29 protein-coding genes and 1 pseudogene are annotated in these 24,015 nt (G+C 34.8%); 29 read left to right on the top strand and 1 reads right to left on the bottom strand.

Going from position 1 to position 24,015, the window contains the following annotated elements; translation table 11 throughout:
* Positions 1-5 precede the first annotated feature (5 nt).
* From JHE06_RS11660 to rpsI, 23 genes are all read left to right on the top strand, one after another.
* The gene (locus JHE06_RS11660; protein ID WP_016184192.1) at positions 6-191 is read left to right on the top strand and encodes a type Z 30S ribosomal protein S14; all 186 of its coding nucleotides are present in this window, start codon (positions 6-8) and stop codon (positions 189-191) included.
* A 32-nt stretch (positions 192-223) separates the two neighbouring features.
* Entirely contained in the window at positions 224-622 is a 399-nt protein-coding gene (gene rpsH, locus JHE06_RS11655; RefSeq protein ID WP_058919489.1) for a 30S ribosomal protein S8, read from the top strand.
* Positions 623-653: 31 nt separating this feature from the next.
* Positions 654-1,190: a 50S ribosomal protein L6 gene (gene rplF / locus JHE06_RS11650; protein WP_058919488.1), complete on the top strand. Its 537-nt coding sequence runs from the start codon at positions 654-656 to the stop codon at positions 1,188-1,190.
* A gap of 45 nt (positions 1,191-1,235) precedes the next feature.
* Complete coding sequence (rplR, locus tag JHE06_RS11645; protein WP_082664219.1) at positions 1,236-1,592, top strand: 50S ribosomal protein L18; 357 nt, start codon at positions 1,236-1,238, stop codon at positions 1,590-1,592.
* Between the two features lie 20 nt (positions 1,593-1,612).
* The gene (gene rpsE / locus JHE06_RS11640; protein WP_058919486.1) at positions 1,613-2,113 is read left to right on the top strand and encodes a 30S ribosomal protein S5; all 501 of its coding nucleotides are present in this window, start codon (positions 1,613-1,615) and stop codon (positions 2,111-2,113) included.
* A 17-nt stretch (positions 2,114-2,130) separates the two neighbouring features.
* The gene (gene rpmD / locus JHE06_RS11635) at positions 2,131-2,310 is read left to right on the top strand and encodes a 50S ribosomal protein L30 (RefSeq protein WP_058919485.1); all 180 of its coding nucleotides are present in this window, start codon (positions 2,131-2,133) and stop codon (positions 2,308-2,310) included.
* 43 nt (positions 2,311-2,353) lie between these two features.
* Positions 2,354-2,794, top strand: coding sequence for a 50S ribosomal protein L15 (gene rplO, locus JHE06_RS11630; protein ID WP_058919484.1), 441 nt, complete (start codon positions 2,354-2,356; stop codon positions 2,792-2,794).
* Positions 2,794-4,092 carry a preprotein translocase subunit SecY gene (gene secY / locus JHE06_RS11625; RefSeq protein ID WP_058919483.1) on the top strand — a complete coding sequence of 433 codons (1,299 nt, stop codon included), beginning with the start codon at positions 2,794-2,796 and terminating at the stop codon, positions 4,090-4,092. The genes rplO and secY overlap by 1 nt, the downstream gene beginning before the upstream one ends.
* A 60-nt stretch (positions 4,093-4,152) precedes the next feature.
* Positions 4,153-4,809, top strand: a complete 657-nt coding sequence (locus JHE06_RS11620; RefSeq protein WP_058919482.1) for an adenylate kinase — start codon at positions 4,153-4,155, stop codon at positions 4,807-4,809.
* A gap of 253 nt (positions 4,810-5,062) precedes the next feature.
* On the top strand, positions 5,063-5,281 hold the full coding sequence (gene infA / locus JHE06_RS11615) for a translation initiation factor IF-1 (RefSeq protein WP_034551736.1): 219 nt from the start codon (positions 5,063-5,065) through the stop codon (positions 5,279-5,281).
* Positions 5,282-5,316: 35 nt separating this feature from the next.
* Positions 5,317-5,430: a 50S ribosomal protein L36 gene (gene rpmJ / locus JHE06_RS11610; RefSeq protein WP_034551737.1), complete on the top strand. Its 114-nt coding sequence runs from the start codon at positions 5,317-5,319 to the stop codon at positions 5,428-5,430.
* 30 nt (positions 5,431-5,460) lie between these two features.
* A complete protein-coding gene (gene rpsM, locus JHE06_RS11605; RefSeq protein WP_058919481.1) occupies positions 5,461-5,826 on the top strand; it encodes a 30S ribosomal protein S13 in 366 nt (121 codons plus the stop codon).
* Positions 5,827-5,851: 25 nt separating this feature from the next.
* A complete protein-coding gene (gene rpsK / locus JHE06_RS11600) occupies positions 5,852-6,238 on the top strand; it encodes a 30S ribosomal protein S11 (protein ID WP_058919480.1) in 387 nt (128 codons plus the stop codon).
* 73 nt (positions 6,239-6,311) lie between these two features.
* Positions 6,312-7,256, top strand: a complete 945-nt coding sequence (locus JHE06_RS11595; RefSeq protein WP_058919479.1) for a DNA-directed RNA polymerase subunit alpha — start codon at positions 6,312-6,314, stop codon at positions 7,254-7,256.
* Between the two features lie 26 nt (positions 7,257-7,282).
* Positions 7,283-7,663: a 50S ribosomal protein L17 gene (rplQ, locus tag JHE06_RS11590; protein ID WP_058919478.1), complete on the top strand. Its 381-nt coding sequence runs from the start codon at positions 7,283-7,285 to the stop codon at positions 7,661-7,663.
* Positions 7,664-8,320: 657 nt separating this feature from the next.
* A complete protein-coding gene (locus JHE06_RS11585; protein ID WP_201088874.1) occupies positions 8,321-9,160 on the top strand; it encodes an energy-coupling factor ABC transporter ATP-binding protein in 840 nt (279 codons plus the stop codon).
* The gene (locus JHE06_RS11580) at positions 9,136-10,047 is read left to right on the top strand and encodes an energy-coupling factor ABC transporter ATP-binding protein (protein ID WP_201088873.1); all 912 of its coding nucleotides are present in this window, start codon (positions 9,136-9,138) and stop codon (positions 10,045-10,047) included. The genes JHE06_RS11585 and JHE06_RS11580 overlap by 25 nt, the downstream gene beginning before the upstream one ends.
* A complete protein-coding gene (locus tag JHE06_RS11575; RefSeq protein WP_201088872.1) occupies positions 10,044-10,841 on the top strand; it encodes an energy-coupling factor transporter transmembrane component T family protein in 798 nt (265 codons plus the stop codon). The genes JHE06_RS11580 and JHE06_RS11575 overlap by 4 nt, the downstream gene beginning before the upstream one ends.
* Positions 10,842-11,030: 189 nt before the next feature.
* Positions 11,031-11,846, top strand: a complete 816-nt coding sequence (gene truA, locus JHE06_RS11570) for a tRNA pseudouridine(38-40) synthase TruA (RefSeq protein ID WP_201088871.1) — start codon at positions 11,031-11,033, stop codon at positions 11,844-11,846.
* Positions 11,847-12,353, top strand: coding sequence for a GNAT family N-acetyltransferase (locus tag JHE06_RS11565; protein WP_201088870.1), 507 nt, complete (start codon positions 11,847-11,849; stop codon positions 12,351-12,353). It begins immediately after the preceding gene.
* A gap of 67 nt (positions 12,354-12,420) precedes the next feature.
* A complete protein-coding gene (locus JHE06_RS11560; RefSeq protein WP_201088869.1) occupies positions 12,421-12,864 on the top strand; it encodes a hypothetical protein in 444 nt (147 codons plus the stop codon).
* Between the two features lie 151 nt (positions 12,865-13,015).
* On the top strand, positions 13,016-13,459 hold the full coding sequence (gene rplM, locus JHE06_RS11555) for a 50S ribosomal protein L13 (protein WP_058919471.1): 444 nt from the start codon (positions 13,016-13,018) through the stop codon (positions 13,457-13,459).
* A gap of 13 nt (positions 13,460-13,472) precedes the next feature.
* Positions 13,473-13,865, top strand: coding sequence for a 30S ribosomal protein S9 (gene rpsI / locus JHE06_RS11550; RefSeq protein ID WP_058919470.1), 393 nt, complete (start codon positions 13,473-13,475; stop codon positions 13,863-13,865).
* 96 nt (positions 13,866-13,961) lie between these two features.
* Here the strand turns inward: rpsI and JHE06_RS12380 are convergent.
* A pseudogene (locus JHE06_RS12380) lies at positions 13,962-15,004 on the bottom strand (site-specific integrase); the annotation flags it as partial.
* A gap of 39 nt (positions 15,005-15,043) precedes the next feature.
* Between JHE06_RS12380 and JHE06_RS11540 the strand changes: the two are divergent.
* From JHE06_RS11540 to JHE06_RS12355, 6 genes are all read left to right on the top strand, one after another.
* Positions 15,044-15,220, top strand: a complete 177-nt coding sequence (locus JHE06_RS11540; RefSeq protein WP_201088868.1) for a YlcI/YnfO family protein — start codon at positions 15,044-15,046, stop codon at positions 15,218-15,220.
* Positions 15,221-15,594: 374 nt separating this feature from the next.
* Entirely contained in the window at positions 15,595-19,104 is a 3,510-nt protein-coding gene (locus JHE06_RS11535) for a hypothetical protein (protein ID WP_201088867.1), read from the top strand.
* A 16-nt stretch (positions 19,105-19,120) separates the two neighbouring features.
* A complete protein-coding gene (locus tag JHE06_RS11530; RefSeq protein ID WP_201088866.1) occupies positions 19,121-20,416 on the top strand; it encodes a phosphoribosyltransferase-like protein in 1,296 nt (431 codons plus the stop codon).
* A gap of 145 nt (positions 20,417-20,561) precedes the next feature.
* Positions 20,562-21,560, top strand: a complete 999-nt coding sequence (locus tag JHE06_RS11525) for a reverse transcriptase family protein (protein WP_201088865.1) — start codon at positions 20,562-20,564, stop codon at positions 21,558-21,560.
* A 688-nt stretch (positions 21,561-22,248) separates the two neighbouring features.
* Positions 22,249-23,007, top strand: coding sequence for an SPFH domain-containing protein (locus JHE06_RS11520; protein WP_201090075.1), 759 nt, complete (start codon positions 22,249-22,251; stop codon positions 23,005-23,007).
* 522 nt (positions 23,008-23,529) lie between these two features.
* A complete protein-coding gene (locus tag JHE06_RS12355; protein ID WP_058919469.1) occupies positions 23,530-23,661 on the top strand; it encodes a hypothetical protein in 132 nt (43 codons plus the stop codon).
* The last annotated feature ends 354 nt before the right edge of the window (positions 23,662-24,015 follow it).

Genomic DNA, 24,015 nt, shown 5'->3' with positions numbered 1-24,015 from the left:
ACTACGTGGCTAAAAAATCAATGATTGCTAAGAACAAACGCCCTGCAAAATTCTCAACTCAAGAGTACACTCGTTGCGAACGTTGCGGACGTCCACACTCAGTTTATCGTAAATTTAAACTTTGCCGTATTTGCTTCCGCGAACTTGCCTATAAAGGACAAATTCCCGGCGTGAAGAAAGCAAGCTGGTAAGACGATACTCGCATAAAGGAGGCTAAAAACAAATGGTCATGACAGATCCAATCGCAGATTTTCTAACTCGTATTCGTAATGCCAACCTGGCACGTCACGAATCATTAGAAGTACCTGCTTCAAAAATTAAAAAAGACGTTGCTGACATTTTAAAACGTGAAGGTTTCGTAAAAAATGTAGAGTACATGGAAGATGACAAACAAGGGGTTATCCGTGTTTTCTTGAAATATGGAAAAGACAACGAACGTGTTATCACAGGTTTGAAACGTATCTCTAAACCAGGTTTGCGTGTATACGCTAAATCCGGCGAAGTGCCTAAAGTTCTTAACGGACTTGGGATCGCGATCGTATCAACTTCTGAAGGTGTATTTACAGATAAAGAAGCTAGAGCTAAAAACGTCGGTGGAGAAATTATTGCTTACGTTTGGTAATTTTGGAAATTAAACAAGGAGGTGCATAGCTGTGAGCCGTATCGGTAATAAAACAATCACTGTTCCTGAAGGCGTAACGATTACTCGTAACGAGAATGAAGTTACTGTTAAAGGACCAAAAGGTGAATTGACTCGCTCTTTCAGCCCTATTATTACAATGACTGTAGATGGTAACGAAATTTCTTTTGCTCGTCCAAACGATTTGAAAGAAAATCGTGCGATGCATGGAACAATGCGTGCCAACTTAAACAATATGATCGTTGGTGTAACTGTAGGATTTGAAAAAGCTTTAGACTTAATCGGTGTTGGGTACCGTGCACAATTACAAGGCAACAAACTTGTAATGAACGTAGGATACTCACATCCAATCGAATTCAATGTAGAAGAAGGATTAACTGTTGAAGTTCCTGCTAATACTAGAGTTGTCGTTAAAGGTACAAACAAAGAACGTGTCGGAGAATTAGCTGCGAATATTCGTGCTGTTCGTCCACCAGAGCCTTATAAAGGTAAAGGAATTCGTTACGTTGATGAATTTGTACGTCGTAAAGAAGGTAAAACTGGTAAGTAATTACCTAGTTGCCTAAGCAAGTAAAAAAATAAAGAGGTGACAATTGTGATCAATAAACCAGACAAAAATAAAGTACGTTTGAAAAGACATTCACGTGTACGTTCTAAAATTTCTGGTACTGCAGAGTGCCCACGTTTAAACGTTTTCCGTTCTAATACAAATATCTACGCTCAATTAATTGATGACGTAGCGGGTGTGACGCTAGCAAGCGCATCTTCATTAGACAAAGGAATTTCAGGCGATACAAAAGTTGCTCAAGCAACAGCTGTCGGCGAATTAGTAGCTAAAAACGCTGCTGAAAAAGGAATCAAAAAAGTAGTCTTTGACCGTGGTGGATACCTTTACCATGGCCGTGTGCAAGCTTTAGCTGAAGCAGCTCGCGAAAATGGACTAGAATTTTAAAAAAAGGAGGAATACCACACATGGTTTACATCGATCCAACTCAATTGGAATTAGAAGATCGTGTAGTTTCAATCAACCGCGTAACTAAAGTTGTAAAAGGTGGACGTCGTTTACGTTTTGCTGCATTAGTTGTTGTAGGAGATAAAAACGGACACGTAGGTTTCGGTACTGGTAAAGCTCAAGAAGTACCTGAAGCTATCCGTAAAGCAATTGAAGATGCTAAGAAGAATCTTATTGAAGTACCTATGGTTGAAAGTACGATTCCTCATGAAGTTATCGGACGTTACAGCGGCGGAAACATTTTAATGAAACCTGCTAAAGAAGGTTCTGGAGTATCTGCTGGTGGCCCAGTACGTGCTATCTTAGAGCTTGCTGGAGTAGCGGACATTACAAGTAAATCTTTAGGATCAAGCACACCAATCAACATGGTTCGTGCAACAGTTCAAGGATTACAACAATTAAAACGCGTTGAAGAAGTTGCAAAACTTCGTAACAAATCTGTAGAAGAAATTCTAGGATAAAAGGAGGACAATAAGAAATGGCTAATTTAGAAATCACTTTAAAACGTAGCGTTATCGGACGTCCTCAAAATCAACGTGATACAGTTAAAGCGTTAGGTTTGAAAAAAACTAATACTACTGTAGTTAAACCTGCTAATGAAGCTATCAAAGGTATGGTTAACACAATTTCACATTTAGTGGACGTTAAAGAAGTTTAAAAAAAAGAACGAAATCTTTTATTGAAGGAGGTGCCCAATCTATATGAAACTTCATGAATTAACATATGCTGAAGGTTCTCGTAAAGAACGCAACCGCGTTGGACGTGGATCTTCATCAGGTAATGGTAAAACTTCAGGTCGTGGTCAAAAAGGACAAAAGTCACGTTCAGGTGGTGGCGTACGTCTAGGGTTCGAAGGTGGACAAACACCATTGTTCCGTCGTTTGCCTAAACGTGGATTTACAAACATCAACCGTAAAGAATATGCTATTGTGAATCTTGAAACCTTAAACCGTTTTGAAGATGGTACAGAAGTAACACCAGCAATGTTGGTCGAATCTGGTATCATCAAAGCTGAAAAATCTGGGATTAAAGTTTTGGGTAACGGTCAAGTTGAACGTAAACTAACTGTTAAAGCAAGCAAATTCTCCCAAGCAGCTAAAGAAGCTATTGAAGCTGCTGGTGGTTCAATCGAGGTGATCTAATGTTTACATTACTGAAGAATGCATTCCAAGTAAAAGACATTAGAAGCAGAATTCTCTTCACTCTCGGTATTTTAGTAATCTTTCGCATAGGAACCCATTTAACGGTTCCTGGCGTAGATGCCACGGCTTTACAAGGCCTTTCATCTTCTTCGAATGGTCTGTTTGGTCTGTTGAATACCTTTGGTGGGGGAGCATTGAGCAATTATTCTATTTTTGCACTAGGTGTTTCTCCTTATATCACATCTTCAATCGTCGTTCAATTGTTACAAATGGATATTATTCCTAAGTTCGTTGAATGGTCAAAACAAGGTGAAGTAGGACGCAGAAAGTTAAATCAAGTTACACGGTACTTAACGATCGGCTTGGCATTTGTTCAAGCTATCGGTATCTCATTTGGTTTTAACGCGCTGACAGGTACTGGCTTAGTCAAAAACCCTGGAACGTCTGCTTATCTTTCGATTGCAATTATCTTAACAGCCGGAACTATGTTGGTTATGTGGCTGGGGGAACAAATTACAGTCAAAGGATTTGGGAACGGAACGTCAATGATCATCTTTTCAGGGATCATTGCAAAAATACCGACAGATATAGCAACGTACTACAACATCCAAATTCGTAATGCCGGAGATGAGCTTGTAGGGGCGATTCTTTTTACAATTGCTATTTTAGTTGTAATAGCGTTACTTGTAGTTGTAGTCGTTTATATCGAGAATGCAAAACGTAAAATACCTGTTCAATATTCGAAACGAGTGACTGGCTCAGGCCAAAGCTCACACTTGCCTTTAAAAGTAAACTCAGCTGGAGTTATTCCAGTTATCTTCGCAAGTTCGTTCATTATGACACCACAAACGCTGTTGGGATTCTTTAGTCAGAATAACGCAGATGCACAATGGTTCGTCATTCTGAATAAAATCTTTAACTTGCAAGAACCAATTGGTGCTGTATTATATACGTTGCTGATTGTTGTCTTTACTTACTTCTATGCATTCATTCAAGTGAATCCAGAAAAAGTAGCAGAAAACTTACAAAAACAAGGCGGCTATATCCCAAGTGTGCGTCCTGGTAAACCGACACAAGACTTTCTCTCTCGTACATTAACCCGTTTGAGTACAGTCGGTGCCCTTTATCTAGGAATTATCGCATTATTGCCGATCGTCGCATCCGGCTTGTGGAATTTGCCTCCATCTCTTGCTTTAGGTGGTACGAGCTTATTGATCGTAGTAGGTGTCGCACTAGATTCAGTTAGACAACTGGAAGGCCAAATGATCAAACGGAGTTACCAAGGCTTTATACAATAAGAAGAAAGTGTTGGGGAATTATCCTCAGCACTCATTCTTACATTAATAGGAGGGTAAATGATGAATCTCATTTTAATGGGTCTTCCTGGTGCAGGAAAAGGAACGCAAGCTGAACAAATCGTGGACACATACCATGTGCCTCACATTTCAACAGGCGATATGTTCCGTGCTGCTATCAAAAATGAAACTGCCTTAGGTTTAGAAGCAAAAACATTTATGGATAAAGGTGAATTGGTACCTGATGAAGTAACAAACGGGATTGTAAAAGAACGTTTAGCTGAAGCAGATACTGAAAACGGCTTTTTATTAGATGGATTTCCAAGAACCCTAAATCAAGCGGAAGCTTTGGAAAACATTCTTAAAGACTTGAACAAGAAATTAGATGCCGTTATTTACATCAATGTAAACAAAGACATTTTAATGGAACGTTTAACTGGACGGATTATCTGTCGTACATGTGGTGCAACTTATCATAAAACCAATAAGCCGCCAAAAGTGGCTGGTACATGTGATCGTTGTGGCGGACATGATTTCTATCAAAGAGAAGACGATAAACCTGAAACCGTTGAAAACCGAATTGCTATTAACCTTGAATTAACAAACACTCTGTTAGACTTTTATACAAAACGTTCTGTTTTGCATACTGTCAATGGCGAGGACGATGTTCAAGACGTGTTCAAAGATATTCAAGAAATTATTGCCGATACTAAAAAGTAAGGCGAAAATTGAGTCTGTTCTTTTGATCCGTTTATGATACCTGCTCTATATTGAAGTTGTTAAGTAAGCAAAGCGATAGTCTGCAGTAGGCTTGTTACTATGTTAAGTTTGTGTTATAATGTGCCAGGTGTTGAATTTTCAACTCTGTTATGTTGTGTAACAATTAATAGGTTAAAAAAACAGAAGGTGAGGGCTATGGCGCTCACTGTTTATCGCGTTTAAGATGCGAAACACTTTAAAGGAGGTACGAGGCGTGGCGAAAGACGATGTCATTGAAATTGAAGGAACAGTCGTTGAAACTTTGCCGAATGCAATGTTTAAAGTCGAACTTGAAAATGGCCATATTGTATTGGCACACGTTTCAGGCAAAATCCGTATGCACTACATTAGAATTCTACCTGGAGACAAAGTTACAGTTGAGTTGTCCCCATACGATCTAACACGTGGTCGCATCACATATCGCTTTAAATAATTGTACTCCGTCAATTAAAATGGGAGGTATAGTTCATGAAAGTAAGACCATCAGTTAAGAAAATTTGTGACAAATGCAAAGTTATCCGTCGTAACGGACGTGTTATGGTGATTTGTGAAAATCCAAAACATAAACAACGTCAAGGATAATGATTTAAACTATTAGGAGGTGTAATTGAAATGGCTCGTATTGCTGGTGTAGATATTCCGCGTGATAAACGTGTAGTAATTTCTCTAACATATATTTTCGGAATCGGTAAAACAACAGCTCAAAAAGTTTTGAAAGCTGCTGACGTTTCTGAAGAAATTCGTGTAAATGACTTAACAAATGATCAATTAGATGCTATTCGTGCAGAAATTGACAAATTAAAAATTGAAGGTGACCTTCGTCGTGAAGTAAGCCAAAACATCAAACGTTTGCTTGAAATTGGTTCATATAGAGGCATGCGTCACCGCCGTGGTTTACCAGTTCGTGGACAAAACACGAAAAACAACGCGCGTACTCGTAAAGGCCCGTCTAAATCAATTGCAGGTAAGAAAAAATAATAATTAAGTAAGGAGGTCAACCTTCATGGTAAAAAAAGTTGTACGTAAACGCCGTGTGAAAAAGAATATCGAAAGTGGGGTTGCTCACATTCGCTCTACTTTTAACAACACTATTGTAATGATCACAGATGTTCATGGAAATGCTATTTCATGGTCTTCTGCAGGAGCTTTAGGCTTCCGTGGATCAAGAAAATCAACTCCATTTGCAGCTCAAATGGCCGCAGAAGCAGCCGCTAAAGTATGTATGGAAAATGGTATGAAAACTGTAGAAGTTGCCGTTAAAGGTCCTGGTTCAGGTCGTGAAGCAGCAATTCGTTCTCTACAAGCAACTGGTTTAGAAGTTACTGCTATTCGTGACGTAACTCCTATCCCGCATAATGGATGCCGCCCTCCAAAACGCCGTCGTGTTTAATTGAGAGCTGCTTCGTTTTGTTGCTTTGCGCTCGTTAACATGAACTTCACGTTTTGAAAGGGGTATAGATAGAATGATCGAAATTGAAAAACCAAGAATTGAAACGATTGAGATCAGCGATGATGCTAAGTTTGGTAAATTCGTTGTAGAGCCACTTGAACGCGGTTATGGAACAACGCTAGGAAACTCTCTACGTCGTATCTTGTTGTCTTCTCTACCGGGAGCAGCAGTAACCACTATTCAAATTGATGGTGTTTTACACGAGTTTTCAGCTGTCGATGGTGTACTTGAAGATGTAACGTCAATCATTTTAAACATAAAAAAACTTGCACTCAAGTTATATTCTGGTGAAGATAAAACGATTGAAATCGATGTAAAAGGTCCAGCAGTTGTCACAGCAGCTGATATCGTTTACGATAGCGATGTTGAAATCTTGAACCCTGACTTGTACATTTGTACTGTAGCAGAAGGCGCGCGTTTCCACGTTCGCATGACAGCTAAAACGGGTAGAGGTTATGCAAGAGCTGAACACAATAAACAAGATGATATGCCTATTGGCGTATTGCCAATCGATTCGATTTACACCCCAGTTAGTCGTGTAAACTACCAAGTAGAAAACGCACGAGTTGGTCAAAAAGATATTTTTGATAAATTAACGCTTGATGTATGGGCAGATGGTTCTATTAGCCCGGAAGAAGCTGTTAGTCTTGCAGCTAAAATTCTAACTGAACATTTAAATATCTTCGTGAATCTAACCGATGAAGCTCGTAAAGCTGAAATCATGGTAGAAAAAGAAGAAACGCATAAAGAAAAAATGCTTGAAATGACTATTGAAGAACTTGATTTATCTGTACGTTCATACAACTGTTTGAAACGTGCTGGAATTAATTCTGTTCAAGAATTAACCGATAAATCAGAAGCTGAAATGATCAAAGTACGCAATCTAGGACGTAAATCACTTGAGGAAGTTAAATTTAAGTTATCTGAACTTAATTTAAACTTACGTCAAGACGATTAGTACTGTACCAAGGGAGGAAAATCAAAATGGGTTACCGTAAATTAGGCCGTACAAGCTCACAACGTAAAGCAATGTTACGCGATTTAACATCTGACTTGATCATCAACGAGCGTATTGTTACAACTGAAACACGCGCTAAAGAAATCCGTAAAACAACTGAAAAAATGATCACTTTAGGTAAAAAAGGCGACTTGCACGCACGTCGTCAAGCAGCAGCTTTTGTTCGCAATGAAGTAGCTTCTATTAAAGAAGAAGGCGAAGAAATCGTTGTTCAATCTGCTTTACAAAAACTATTTAGTGATATCGCGCCTCGTTACACTGAGCGTCAAGGTGGATACACGCGTATCATGAAAACAGAACCACGTCGCGGCGATGCTGCACCAATGGTTATTATTGAATTAGTTTAATCTTATAACTGGATGGAAACTGCCGCATTGGATACGTTCAGTGTGGGAACGAAGTTGGTTGAGAAAACGAAATTCAAATGAAGTTCGCTTTTTTGATGTAATGTAAAGAGTGTTATGATGATGGAATGAACAATCAGTTTATTCCAAGTCTAGCTCGAAACTTCTCTTGAATGAAAATGGGTTTCATTCAAGAGAGGTAAATTCATCGAGAAAAGTGATTTTTTTTGTCTTAAAACAGGCAACAAATAAGTGGGTCTGTCCCCTTATTTGTTGCCTGTTTTAGTATAAAGAATACTATCTCTTTGCTGAATCGTGTTTGCGACCCTTAGGGGATGAAATTTCCTCCAGAAATTTCAAGAATGTAGAATACATCTATTTCACTTGTTAACAACAAAAAAGATAAAAGTAAAAATTCATCAATCATGATTACTAATAAAGAAAGAACTGTTTTCACCTATAAAATGAAAAATAAACGCAACAAGTCTGACCGGTTTAGATGTTATAAACACGTTAAAAAAGACTAATGGAGACGGCAATTTAAAAAGCAGGCATTTGAAGCGGTTACCTTGGTAACAAAGGCTTGAGCGTATTGCACCGGATCCTTTTTTTTGATAGTCTTAAGAAGACTTGAATTAAAAAGAACGCGAGGAATGTTCAATGGAGAAAATCATATCGTTAAAAGATATTTCATACCAATACCATGCAACAGATACTAGATTAGCTTTGAACAACGTTTCTCTTTCCATTGAAGCTGGAGAGTGGGTCGCGATCATCGGCCATAACGGTTCGGGAAAGTCTACATTAGCCAAAACAATCAATGGATTGATTGCTCCTGCCAGCGGAGAAGTAACCGTTGGGGGATTAGCTCTTACTGAAGAAAATATTTGGAAAATCAGAGAAATGGTCGGAATGGTTTTTCAAAACCCTGATAACCAATTCGTTGGATCAACGGTTCAAGACGATGTTGCCTTTGGTTTAGAAAACTTGGGCGTTCCAAGAGAAGAAATGATCGAACGGGTGGCGGATGCCATTGAACGTGTAAAAATGTCTGATTTCATGGAGAAAGAACCTGCTCGTTTATCTGGTGGACAAAAGCAGCGTGTCGCGATTGCGGGTGTCGTAGCATTGCGTCCAGCCATCATCATATTGGATGAAGCGACGAGTATGCTGGATCCTCAAGGAAGACAAGAAGTTTTGGCTACGGTCAAAGCGATCAAAGAAGAAGCTAACTTAACGGTCATTTCGATCACGCACGACATCGATGAAGCAGCCAATGCCAACCGGATTTTGGTAATGGAAAACGGCGAGTTGATCCAAGAAGGAACGCCGGAAGAAATTTTTGCTTCAGGAGAAAAATTGATTCACATGGGCTTAGATTTGCCATTTCCTGAGCGACTGAAATTGGATCTAAAAGAACGCGGCATTGATGTGCCAGGTGAGTACCTGACAGAAGAAGGGATGGTGGACTGGCTATGGACATTACTTTCGAAGAAGTAGGGTTCACTTATCAAAAAGGCACGCCTTTTGAAAACCGGGCTTTATACGCCATTGATATGACCATTAAAGAAGGCAGTTTTACAGCTTTAGTCGGCCATACCGGCAGCGGGAAATCAACGGTGCTGCAACACTTAAATGCACTGATGAAACCAACAGAAGGAACGGTCACGATCGGGGAACGAGTGATCACGCCGACAACCAATAATAAAAATTTAAAATCGATTCGCAAGCAAGTCGGTATCGTATTTCAATTCCCAGAAGCCCAATTGTTTGAAGAAACCGTTGCTAAAGACATTGCTTTTGGTCCTAAGAACTTTGGGGTTCCTGAAGCTGAAGCGATTGAATTAGCTCGAAAGATGTTGCCGTTAGTCGGCTTAGATGAAAGTTTTATGGAGCGGTCTCCTTTTGACTTATCCGGCGGTCAAATGCGACGTGTGGCTATTGCCGGTGTATTGGCGATGGAACCGCAAGTACTGGTGCTAGACGAGCCGACTGCAGGACTAGATCCGCAAGGCAGAAGAGAAATGATGGAGATGTTTTATAACTTGCATCGTGAAAAAGGCCTGACGATCGTTTTGGTGACGCACCAAATGGACGATGTAGCCAATTACGCCGATCATATGGTTATTCTTGAAAAAGGCACCGTTATTAGAGAAGGCTCACCGCAGGAGATTTTTCAAGATGGCGACTGGTTGAAGACAAAACAATTAGGCGTACCAGCTGCTGTTTCATTCGGACAGCTGTTACACGCTAAATTGCCCTCGTTTAACGAACGTTTGCTGTTAACGACTAATGAACTAGCAGATGCGATTGCAGCGCAGGTGAGCGCTCTAACAGCGAATGAGCGCCATCAAGAGACTGCAAGTGAAGCAGGTGAACCCAAATGATGGATAAACTGATTTTTGGCCGTTACATTCCTGGCGATTCTTGGATCCATAAACTCGATCCCAGAGCCAAGTTAATGGGCAGTATGTACTTTATTGGAATTATCTTTCTAGCAAACAACTGGCAAACGTATTTCTTGCTCTTTTTGTTTACCATGTTTGTGATTCAATTATCTAAAATCAAATTAAGTTTTTTCATTAACGGAGTCAAACCTCTGATTTGGCTGATTTTATTTACGGTCATCTTGCAAGTTCTGTTTACAGGCGGCGGGACGGTCTACTTTTCTTGGGGACCGATCGTAGTTTCACAAGAAGGACTCTTGAACGGTATATTTATTTTCTGCCGTTTTGTCCTGATTATTTTTATGTCGACGTTATTGACGCTAACGACCATGCCGCTTTCACTGACGGATGCTATTGAATACCTCTTGCGGCCGTTAGTGTTTTTGAAAGTGCCGGTTTATGAAATCGCACTGATGCTGTCGATCGCTTTGCGTTTTGTGCCGACGTTAATGGACGAAACCGAAAAGATCATGAACGCACAGCGAGCCAGAGGAGTCGACTTTGGTGAAGGAAACGTCTTTCAGCAAATGAAAGCCATCGTTCCCTTACTGATCCCTTTATTTGTCAGTTCGTTTAACCGTGCAGAAGAATTAGCAACAGCCATGGAAGCTCGTGGTTACCAAGGCGGAGAAGGACGAACAAAGTACCGCCAATTGAAATGGGCTTCACGCGATAACCTTGTGATCATCGGCTATGGATTGCTGACGGTCGCTCTAGTCGCTTTAAGAGCCTAAGATAAAGCAGAATAAAGACTCATTCATCAGCTGTTGGAAGAGTCTTTTTTCTTTTGAAAATAAACGGGTCTTTGTCAAATCAGTATGAGGAACGCTTAGGGAATAACATTTTCTCTAGAATACAGCCGCTTCACTTACGAATACCCAAAACCATAGAATCAAATAAAACATTTTTAGGAGTCAATGATAATGGAAACAACACGTTATAAAATCATTATTCAGTACGATGGAACCAATTTTAGCGGCTTTCAAATCCAACCTCACGATCGAACCGTTCAAGGCGATATTGAGAAAGCTTTAAAAATCATGACCAAAGGCATCGAGATCAAAATACAAGGTTCTGGCCGGACCGATTCAGGTGTACATGCACTCGGACAAGTGATCCATTTTGATTACCCTATTCGGATGCCGATAGCAAACATGAAACGTGCGTTGAACAGTTTAACGACGGATGAGATCGAAGTTTGCGATGTAGCAATCGTCAGCGAAGATTTTCATGCTCGCTACCTGACAACTGGGAAAAAGTACCAATACCGTGTGGATACCAATAAAGACACCAATCCTTTCAAACGGTTGTATACGAAGCACCATCAATACCCGATAAACATGGAAGCTCTGCAGCAAGCCTTGAAAGACATTGAAGGAACCCATGATTTTACGAGTTTCTGTGCTTCTAACAGCGGGCGGGAAGATAAAGTACGGACAGTTTACGAAGCCAGTGTGGTACAAGACACAGCAAATGGCGAGTTGATCTTTACATTTCGCGGCAATGGTTTTCTATACAATATGGTGCGGATCTTCATCGGCACGTTATTGCAAATTGCCAACGGCAGACGCCCGGCAGATGATATGAAACGATTATTGGAAGTAAAAGACCGTAATCAAGCGGGACCGACTGCAGCGCCGCAGGGATTGTATTTGGTAGAGGTTTATTATGACCTAGAAGAAGCAACGAAAGGCACCGCTTTTTATGCACCCGAGTCTAAAAAAATGGGAGTTAACTAAATGGACATAGACATTCGAACCAGCCAATGGGCTGATTACCCGCAAATCGTAGCGATTGAAAATCAAATCTGGAATTCTACCAATACGCCGCAAGTGACCCACTATGCTTCAGCAGAAGAGTACGCAGAACGGTTTCCAGTAGGATCGCATTTAGTAGCGGTCTCCCGCGTCCAAAATGAAGTCTTAGGGTTTATTGGATTTCATCGTGCTACGAGCATGAAGGCCCACAAATGGACGTGGACGATCGATATTGGCGTCAACCCCGCTGCACAAAGTTCAGGAGTTGGAACAAAACTGCTGGATGCTGTAAAAAAACAAGCCCAAAGCGAACAGATTCATAAGCTGAGCCTTCGCGTTTTAGGAACCAACCAAAATGCGATTCGCTTTTACCAAAAAAACGGCTTTGAAATCGAAGGTGTGTTGAAAAATGAATTCTACCTCGACGGTCATTTTGTAGACGATATTTTCATGGCCTTTCCTTTAAAAAATGACACTCCTTTGGTATAATGACACAATTATAAAGTCAAGTGCATAACCATAAGCAAAGATAACTGAACGGTAAAGGAGTATTCATATGAAAAAAACACTATTGGTCTTTGTGGCGACGGCCTTCATTTTAACAGGGTGCGGAACAAACAAAGCTGAGGCACCTGCGGATAGTACTTCAGAACAATCAAGCCAAACGAGTCAAGAAAGCTCAGCTGCCGAAAGTTCAACAACGGTAGAAGAAGCAGATAAAGAAGACAGCAACATGGCTTCAATCAGCGAAGAGGAACTAAAAAATGCAGAACCAGCAACTGATATCAGCCAATATGAAGAATTATCTTATGTGCAAGAAAAAGTAGACTTATCAGACTATGAGAGCCGCATTGTAACAGACAATCCAGGTACACGCGTGATGCTGTTTCTTGATGGCACCAAACAAGTCTATAAAACAGTCTATGTGAAGCATAAGCAGTGGCTGAAAGTGATTGATTTGCAAGCGAACGATTTAGTGATAAATGAATCAATACAGTAGCCGATAAAAGTTTCAAAAAGTTAGTTAGAATGATTGACAATTAGCTTTTAAAAAGGTATTATGTTAGGTGGTATTGTTTGCCCCACATAATGAGCCCCGGAAACTTATATTGTGCAACAAACAAACAGATAAGAATATGGAGGAAAAAAACGTGCGTACAACTTATATGGCTAAACCTAGCGAAGTAGAACGTAAATGGTATGTGGTAGACGCAACCGATATCCCTATGGGACGTTTGTCTACTGTAGTAGCATCCATTCTACGCGGTAAAAATAAACCAACTTTCACACCACACATCGATACAGGTGATTTCGTGATCGTTATTAATGCAGAAAAAATCAAATTGACTGGTAAAAAAGCAACTGACAAAATTTATTCTCACCACACTGGTTACATTGGTGGATTGAAACAAGTATCAGCTGGTGAATTGCGTGCTAACAACCCGCGTAAACTAATTGAATTGTCTGTAAAAGGTATGTTGCCTAAGAACACTTTAGGACGCAAACAAGGCATGAAATTACACGTTTACGGTGGTTCTGAACACGAACACCAAGCACAACAACCAGAAGTACTAGACATCACTAACCTAATTTAAGGAGGGAATTTCATTGGCACAAGTACAATATACCGGCACAGGCCGTCGTAAAAACTCAACAGCCCGCGTACGTTTAGTACCAGGTACTGGAAAAATCATCATGAACAAAAAAGACATCACTGAATACATGCCTTTCCCATATCTATACGTAATCGTTAAACAACCTTTAGCAGTTACTGAAACATTGGAAAACTATGATGTGCATGTAAACGTAAATGGTGGAGGCTACACTGGACAAGCAGGCGCTACTCGTCATGGTATCGCTCGTGCGTTGCTACAAGTAGACCCAGCTTTCCGTTCACCGTTAAAAGCTGCAGGCTTGTTAACACGTGACCCACGTATGGTTGAACGTAAAAAACCAGGTCTTAAAAAAGCTCGTAAAGCTTCTCAATTCTCAAAACGTTAATATTATTTATATATCAATGTTTCAAGGCACTTTCCAAATTTTGGAAGGTGTCTTTTTTGACTTTAGAACACATTTTAGAACACATTTTAGAACACATTATTCGGATTGGCTTTTTTGAAGAACACAATCAAAAGCTTCGTAGATATCTAGATTTACAACATTTGGTGTGTTCACATAAATTTTTGTTGTGGCTACTTCCGAATGCGTAAGAGCTTCGGAAATCTTGCTGATATCCGCTCCGCCTTGTTTTGCAAGTGTAGCAAAAGTATGAGGTAGTTTGTGTGGAGTTAAATGTTCTAAGTGCTTATGACGTCTCCTCAGTGTATTTATTCGATAGTTTAAATAATCTATATGAACAGGACAGTTAACTTCTCCAGAAGGCTTACTATAGGTAAATAAGAACTGCTCAGAAGTTTGAGTAATTTTTAGTTTTTGTAATTCAATCTTCTGCAATTCATTCCATTCTTGAAGTAGATCCATAACTGTCTCTGATACTTGAATAAGTGTATCTTTTCCTGATTTTGTCGCTTTTTGGTTTTGTCTTTTATCCAAAGATTTCTTTAAGTGAATTGTGTGATTAGGAAAATCAATATGCTTCCATTGAAGAGCATAGGTTTCACTTTTACGATCTCCTAAATATAAAGTAAGCATAAATAAAGTGTAGTCTTGGGAACTTAGTAGGTTTTTCTCTAAATCGCTTTTGACTCCGTCTAACCAATCTAACAATTCGTTTGCTGTTAAGCTTGTTTTCCTTCTTCTGATCTTTTTTCAGCCAACGTAATCTTTTTAGGTGCAGTTATACTTTGAATGATTTTTGTTGTTCGATTGAATTCGATGTAGCCAAGTATTTCAGCTATATCAAACATGGAACGAACGTAACTTTTCAATATTTTGATATTTGCATAATCCTTAGATTTTTTAGTCAATTCATCTGATATTATTTCAGTATTTGCATTTAGATAATTCATAGCGTATTTACCAAACATAGGTACAATGTGTAACCTGAATAAGTCTTTTGTATTTTGAATGGTAATATTACTAGGAATCCTACCAGCTCGTCCAGTTTGGCCCAATTCATATCTAGGAAGCCATTTAGTTTGATAAAAGTCTTTAAATTTTATCTTTCCTTTAATCTCTAATAAGTAATAAGTATTTAAGACATGGAGGGAATTGATGTAATGAGCAATTTTAAATTGAAATTAGACAAAAAAGAAACCGAAAATAAGACGATTCGATTTCCACTACCTTTAGTTGAGGAAATTAATGAAGCAATAAAGAATGAGGACGTTACTTTTTCTGGTTTTGTTATTCAAGCATGTGAGTATGCATTAAAAAATATGAATAAAAATAAATAAATTTTATTCTACTAAACTCTATCTTTTGGATTCAAGTTAAAAGAATTTATATGTATTGATTTATATCTTGTTATTAATAGTTTGTTCTCAAAAGGTTGATTCTTTTTTATACAGAATTCTCAAGGCATCTTCCATTTGGAGGGTGTTTTTTTGCGATGCGATAGAAAGACAATCAGAATGTGAAAGTAATTTTTTGAATTATAATAGATATAATGTTGTTTACAGTTTATAATTAAGATGAATTTTTAGTTGAAGTGAATGTATAGATTAAATTAGTATTTTAATAGTCACAAATTAAGTTTTTATGAAAAGGAAGGGGTATAAGGAGTGGAAGAATTTGCAAATGAAGATTTTTTTTTAATTTAATGACATCGATGGATACGCTAAAAGATGACGATAGTGAAAAAATCAAAGAAATTATAGAGAGGTTAAACAGATATGATAAATTAGAATTTTTACAAAGGGTTTCTGCTCTGAGACTATGTTTTGAAAATAGAGATAAAGCAGTTTTAATCGATGCTATTACAACAGAAATGCTAAGATGGTTATTCAAAAATAATTGGAATTATAATGGTTTAAGTATGAGTTATGGAAAGTTTAAGAAGGTAATAAATCTAGTCAATCAATTGAGTTCTAAAAATGCAATTGACCCGTTAGACAATCCTTATGTTGATGAAATACAATTTTATGGAAATTATAAAGTTTTACCAGGAATTAATGAAAGTAGTTCATATAACTTAAAGATATTAATAGATACATTATTTAGAAATGGAATTCCTGATGAAAAGCAACAAATTATTGTAGACACTATAAGTTTCCACCTATCTATTTCTACTTTGATCTGTAGTAAACTAAATTTTGCTAAAGAGTTAAAGTTTGAAAGAGAAATTTTTATTCCTAGTAAGGAAGTTCTAGATGAATATATAGGTGTTATTACATATGAGTATAGTTCTACTTATTTTGATGACTTATTGATTGATGAATTTGAATTTCAATTGGAACATAATCAATCTTTCTCGCAAAAAAAGCATTCTTTTCTAACAAAACCTTTTATAAAAATTGATAATAGTATAATTTTATTGGATGCAACATCAGTTGCAAATGCACTTTGTCATTATTTGAGTAGTAAAGTAGTTTTTGAAGACGTATTTAATATAGTTTGGCAAGATATTAGAGTTTCTTTAAAACAATTAGGCCATTATAAAGTAGCCGAGAGTAATTTATCTTTTTCATTAATTAATGAAAAAAATTATAAAGAATCCATATTTACTGTTGCAAATGATAAACTACTTTTGGTGTTTGGTATTTTTAATGGAACTGATGGAAATATTAATATGTCTAAAAAATTATCAGAAAGATTGGAAAGCATTTCAACAGTTTTAAAGAAAAATGGAATAGAAAAGAACCAGATATTTGTTTTTGTTTGCATGCAAACATTTGGAGGAAATATTGCTTCTTCAACTATGAATGATTCTTTTCCTAATTTAATGATTAAGCCTAGCGAATTAAGAGTAGTTTCTGAATCTGAAAAAGATAGCTTATTTTTACCTAGGTTTATGGAAGCTAAAAAGCATAGAGTATTCCCAAATTTTTATGGTGATTTTTGGTCATTGATACTTTTTTCAAAAAATGACATGTCGTTTTATGCGGGAGATGATATTGACTATAGAGAAATGCTGACAATGATTTCGATAGAGGAAACATCAGATTACTACTTAGATGCTTTAAAAAGAAATAGAAGTAAAATATTTAGATCATTAGAAGACGACAATTGGTATACAGGTGTAAGAGAAGAATTCAATCAGAGATATTTTATAAGCATGCCAAATCAAAAAAAATTAAAATGTTTTTTTGAAGTTAAAGATTATAAAACAATAGAAATAATAACAGAAAAATTCAACACACCTGAACAATTAGATGTTTTATTTAACTGTTTTGATACTGTATCTTATTGGCTTGAAAAGTATTATTCATATAAAGAAATAAAAAAAAATATACTGATACAGTTAGAATTAGAAAATACAGATATTCAAAATTATTTTGTAGAGAAGGAATTATTTAATAATAGTAAAAAAATAAATCTATACAATGATAAAAATAGATGTGTAGTAGAAATCTCAGCAGATTATTATCGAGCAATGGGTATGAGTAAAAATAATTATTATGAAAAAGAATTAATTATAAAAGTTATTAATGAAATTTCTATTTTAGTAGACTATAAACTTATAGATGAATTATTTAGTCCTAAGTTTAAAAAGAAGATGACTGGTGTTTTACTAGATGATAATGGTAAGCTGAAAATACCGACAAATGGATTTAAGTTACTTACGATAAGCGAATATGAAACAAATAAACTTTTAGATGAGTTAGGTGAGTTTCTAAAGGATCAAGGGATTAATCAAGGTGAAATTTCAAAAGAATTAAATGTTAAGTTTTGTAATGATATAGTAGGTTTTTTATATTCTATTTTAGAAAAAGAAGCTAAAAATTTTGATAAAGAACAATTGATGAATGTATTAGTTACTCAAACGGAAACATTGTTACCTATACAATTAGGGGAAGAATCCTCATATAATAACGATATTATCTTATCTCCAGATGAAAAAGAGTACTTTTTCAAAAGGTTAAATGAGAATAATCAATGTGCATTAGCTACTAAATTTTTATTAGAGTATGTTGTAGCTACTCCTATATCGAGCACTCGAGATGTTGGTATGTGGGAGATTGAGAGATTATTAGCAATATGCTCCTTAATAATAGAGTGGGCTCATAAAAGTGATTATTTTAAGTATGAATTAGTTGATACGACAATTAGTTTTTTACCTTCAAATAGAATAGGGTTAATTAAAGAAGATTTTTCTGATGTTAATAATTCAATGTTATCATCTAGAAATGACCAATTGGAAATTAAGAAGACGAGTCAAACAAATAATACAGAATATATAAAAAAAATAGAAAATCTATTAATGAATAAATTAAATGATTCGTTTAGAGATGCTTTTGCATTTACTTATGAAGAATACGATTCAGTCATAAATTTGATGGTGGACACTTTCAACGATTTGGATAGAATAGTCTGGGTTGAAGACAAAAAAAGTGTTATAGATCGAATTTATCTTAAATCAGATTATAAGATATCTAAAGATAAGATACTATCAGTATTAAAATTTATTACTTTAGAGGAACGAGAAGCATTTTTAAAGGCACCAAAAGGATGCAAAGGAATTGATATTTTCCCGTGGGTGTTTAATCGGCCGCTATCTTATATAAGAAGACCAATTATTAATTACCAAGATAAATATATATTTGGAATTAGAAATATTTTATATTCAAGAAAATATTTATTACACTTGATTTGGCAAGGGAAATTAAAAACAACAGGTAAATTAATGAAAGACTTGATGTCTAAGTTAAGAAATTTAGAAGGGGAAGCATTTAATGAGAAAGTAAGGTATAATCTTGATTTTTATGAGGAATTAGAGGTAATAAAAGGTGTATCTAAAATAGGGAAAAAACATATATCTGATGTAAATAATAATACTCTTGGAGATATAGATATTTTTGTAATTAATAGAAAAAAGAAAAAGATCTTTTTAGTTGAGACAAAAGATTTTAGTTTCTCTAGAAATCCTTATGAAATTGCAATGGAACAAGAAAAAATGTATGTTGGTGACAAATCATTTGTAATGAAGCATTTAAGAAGACATTTGTGGATAGAAGAAAATATAAATCACGTTTTAGTACACTATAACTTGGAGCAGGGAGATTGGGAGATAGTTCCGCTGTTTATTGTTTCGGAGTATTTAATAACAAAAGATTTAGTAGAAAACTTTGATATTGAAATTATCCCATTTAATAAAATAGCAATAGAAAAATTTGAATAAAAGGGAGGTGAGATGGATGAGAAGTATTTTTTTACGAATTGAAGTATTTAATATAGTCAGAGAATTTAAAAAAAGAAATCGTTTAACTATACATGATTTTAGAACAGAAGAATATTTAAAAGGATTTAATAAAAAAATATATTTATTCTTAAATCAGGATATTTTTAAAGATAACAAAGAGATTTACAGGGCTGTTATTAAATTTTTAAAAACATCTTTAAAAAATGAATACTTATACTATTCTGAGATCATGGTTGAAGAAATCATAAAAGATTTTCATGAAGTATATATGAAAAAAGTAACAGATTCAAAATTTATTTTAGCACCGATTAAAGACGTTAAAAATCCTTTTAAAAACAAGAGTTCGGATGATTTTTCAAAAGACTATACGAAATTGAATAATATATCATCAGGCTATATTTATGATGTTATATATAATATGAACCATCTCGATAAAGGTAAAAATATTAAATCTATTTTAAAAAAGAAAGAAGTTTCAACAATATTATTATTAGATGACTTTTCAGGATCAGGAAAAACAGTAGTAAATTACTTAAATAAAATTGATTTGGTAGTAGAAGGTAAAAAAATAATAATTTATATTTTTCATTTATCAAAAAGTGCTGAAATAAAAATTAATCAGTGTATAGCTAGCTTAATCAACAATGACTATAAATTAAATAAATATATGATATCGAAAACCCTGAATGAGGAGCATTCTATTAAAGAGATTGAAAACTTTGAAGAAAATATAATTAAAAGTTTACATCCACTAGGGTTTGAAAAATCAAAAGAATTATTATCATTTTACAGAAACACTCCTAATAATACCTTTAGTGTTTTTTGGGATACGTATATAGATGTTTGGAATCCATTATTCCCAAGAAAAGAAACGGTATCTTTCGAGCAATATAAAAAAAATAGAGAAATAATTAGATATAATATTGCAGCGATACTAGGAATTGGTACTAGAGATGAAATTTTAGAAGAAATTAGTTATAAATATCTAGTAACAATTATATTTATTAACTTGAAGAGAGATATAAGCAATATTGATTTAGAGAATATTTTAGCCTATAATGAAATACAATTAAAGGTACACAAGAAAGACATGGAAGAAGAAAATTGGTTAAAAAAAGATAAACTTAAATTAACACCTAAATCTAAAAATCTTATTGAAAGATATGAAATCAATAAGATTGAATCAATTGATCAACTAATTAGTAATAATGTGAGTAGTAACTTCTTAGATTGTGATGATAGTTTATCTGTTTTAGAAGATTATAAACCTAGCACTTCTTTTAGATTCTAGACGCAAACTGCTATATGCAGACTTGTGATTGGATAGTTGATTTCAACTTATCTAAAAAAAAATGGCTCTAACATAGTATCAATCTTAATCAGCTTGATACTATCTCAGTCAATCTATCGGTTAATAAAAGTAAAAGAGGTAAAAAATGAGTAATAATTTATCTAAACATAATGAAAAGAATGATTATGAAAAAAAGATTAAATCTTATTCTCAAAAAATCCATGAAAACGGTGTGCCTTTAATTTTTGATTCGGAGCATTTAAGAAGAATTATTGGGGTTAATAAAAAATCTTTTTTAGAAATCATAAATTCTATAGATATTCAATATCATACAATCTATGTCCCTAAAAAAAGAGAAGGATTTAGAGAAATTAATAAACCATCTATTAATTTGATGATAATCCAAAGATGGATATTGGAAAACATATTATACAAAAAGAAAGTTCATAATAATAGTTTTGGATTTGAGCCTAAAAAATCAGTGATATCAAATGCTAAAGAGCACTTAAATAAAAAAACAGTTTTATCTGTAGATATTGAAGACTTTTTTCATTCTATAAAAGAAGATTATATAAAAAAAATTTTTTTGGATATGGGATATACTAAAAAATTATCAGAATTATTAGCTAAAATTTGTTGTTTTAACGGAATGTTGCCTCAAGGTAGCCCTAGTAGCCCGTATTTATCTAATATTTATTGCATAGAATTGGACAAGGATATTTACAAATTATGTCAGAATTATGATCTTAAATACTCTAGATATGCTGATGATATTACAATATCAAGCAATAATCATATTAATTCAGAAGAAGTTATCACTAATTTAATTAAAATTTTTAATAAGTATGGATTTGAAATGAATTCAAGTAAAACACGTGTATCTTTAAAAGGAAATCGTCAAATAGTAACAGGTATATTAGTTAATGATAAACTAAATGTGTCAAAAAAATATAGAAATGATCTAAGGCAAGAAATATACTACCTTAATAAGTATGGATTAGAGAATCACTTGGATAAAAGAGATGATATTATGAGGAGATCGAATTATAAAGAATATATTTATGGTAAAGTGAATTATCTAAAATTATTTGATATAGAGAAGGCAAATAATTACTATGAAGTTTTAAATCGCATTGACTGGTAAACTCTTATAAAGATAGTATTCAACTAACATTCAAAAACTAGGTTCAAATTGGTTCAAGTTATATCTATTTTTACTCACTTCTGTCCAATTTCTTCCTCTTAGAAAAACTGTAAACATTGATATAAAAGGATTTTAACGGATAGAGATGAATAACTATATCAGCCGTTCGTTCTCAAAACGTTAATTGCTGGAGCCGTCGCGAATTTATTCGCTTACGGATACAGTATGGGACGGAGATTTCGAAAGAAATCGAGTACCAATCATTACAATATCAAGAAGAACTGTCATATGGCAGTTCTTTTTTTGCTTTAAATTTTTTTAAAATATTTAATTAAGGGTAGAAATTTAAGGAATTCAATGTTTTGGCTCATTTTTTTGGTATAATTAAAAGTGATGATTTTTTATGGGAAGAGGCAGAAAAAACAATGATCAACTCGTAAAAGAAAAAGTATGTAGAGAAGAATGCGTAGACTTAAAGCAGGAAATTCTATGTATTTTCTTTATATATTGCAGTAAATAATTATACGGGGTGATATTTTGTAAGGAAAAAAGTAAAAATGAAAGCAGTAGTTATCAGGTTAGTGGTTCATTTGAAAAAAGAAAAGAGGAAATAGAATTGAACGAAAAAGTATACGATAAGAACAGTATCAAAAAAGTCAAAGGGCTAATCATTGGTATTATAGTAGTTATGTTATTAATAGGCGGCTTTTTAGTGTTCTTTGAAAAAATAGAAAATGGTTATGTAGGTGTTCGTTATTCAATGAACGGCGGAGTTAAAGATCAAACTCTAAGTCAAGGGGTTAAATTTGTAGGTCTTGATAAAGTAACCCAGTATCCTATTCGATTACAAACGGTTAAAGCAGAAAAGTTAAATTTGGCTACAGAAGATGGAAAAGCTACTCACGTATCTATTACATATGCCTATAAAGTAGATTCAAAAAAAGTTTCTGATGTATTTAAAGAGTTTGGAAGTATTAACGTTGAAGACATTGAAGCCAATTGGTTAAAAGCACAATTGCTTAAATCCTCTCGTGCTGTAGTAGCTAGATATAGTTTATTGGATGTAACGGGATCGAAATCAACAGAAGTTCAGCAATCAATCTTAGAAGATTTCACTAAAGCAGTTGAACCAAAAGGATTTCTGGTAGAAGATGTTGCTTTTGGAGTTCCAGATGTAGATGCTGAAACACAAAAATCAATTGATGAAATTATTAAAGCTGGTCAAGAAAAAGAAAAAGCTATCTTAGAAGCTGATACAGCAAAAACAAAAGCTGATAGTTTAGCCTATCAAAAAGTAAAAGCAGCAGAAGCTGAAGCTGAGGCAAATAAAAAGTTATCAGAATCCATTTCAGAAGAATTAATTAAGTTAAAAGAAGTAGAAGCACGTTTAGAACATGGTTGGGTTGAAGTACAAACTGGTGAAGTAATTGTTGATACTACTAAGTAGGTGATAAAATGATTTTTTTCTTAGGTAAGCTTATTTTTATAATTATACTAGTAATACTAATAGGTAGTTTATTATTTGAGCTTTTTAAAGGCGCTAATAAAAACAAAGATGATGATTTAACCTTTTAAGTACCTTCTTGAAAATGCCTTGTTGAAAATTTTGAGAAAGAGGTTCTTGTGATTACAAGGATCTCTTTTCTGTTACTTATCTCAAATCTCATTCTACTAAAAAATATTGCCATTTATTGAACAAGTTATTTGCTTAATAAATTAAAATATGTTTGTTGCTTCTCGGTTTATCCTGTATGATTTAAGGAAGATTGTAAAACCAAATATTGTACTGTTGGGCAAAGGATACGGAAAATAATAATGGATTTAAGAAATAGTGTTATGCGGTTTTAAAAATGGATTCACCATTTTTTTAAAGCTCGTAGACATTAAAATTAATTCCATTAATGTAGTCATCACTCCTCTTATCTCACTGAAAGTATTTAGTGCTACATTAACGAGGCGGTGTGAAAAAGTGAATTCAAAAGAGAAAATGTTAGAGTTGATCAAAAAGAAACAAGCAGGTGGCGGAAAATCTAAACAAACCAACACACCAAAAAATGATATAAAAAATATGCGAAAAGGTCCAAAGATTTTTAATAAATAAGCTGATTACAGTACTTTGAAGAGGCAATGGATAGTGATGGATTGCGAATATCTGCTGTCCGTCTAATGTTCTAGTCCTGAAGCTGTATGAATAGAATAAAATGATGAAGATAGTAGATTTGAATGTAGTTTATTTTACACGATACCTAAAACTAGTAAATCTTCTCGCTTATAAAGCATTTATACATCTTATATATCAATGATTCATGACACCTTCCTTTTGAAGTGTGTCTATTTTTTTGCCTAAATTGGCAATCTCAATTTACTAAGACCGTTCAAATAGATAGTTACGTATACAGTCAGTAGTAGGGGTAACGAAATGAAGTATATTTACCAAATTTTTGGATTTCTATTT

Source organism: Carnobacterium sp. CS13, assembly GCF_016653495.1.
Lineage (GTDB): Bacteria > Bacillota > Bacilli > Lactobacillales > Carnobacteriaceae > Carnobacterium_A > Carnobacterium_A antarcticum.
Note: the sequence above shows the minus strand (reverse complement) of the source record. Positions and strands in the feature narration are given on the sequence as shown.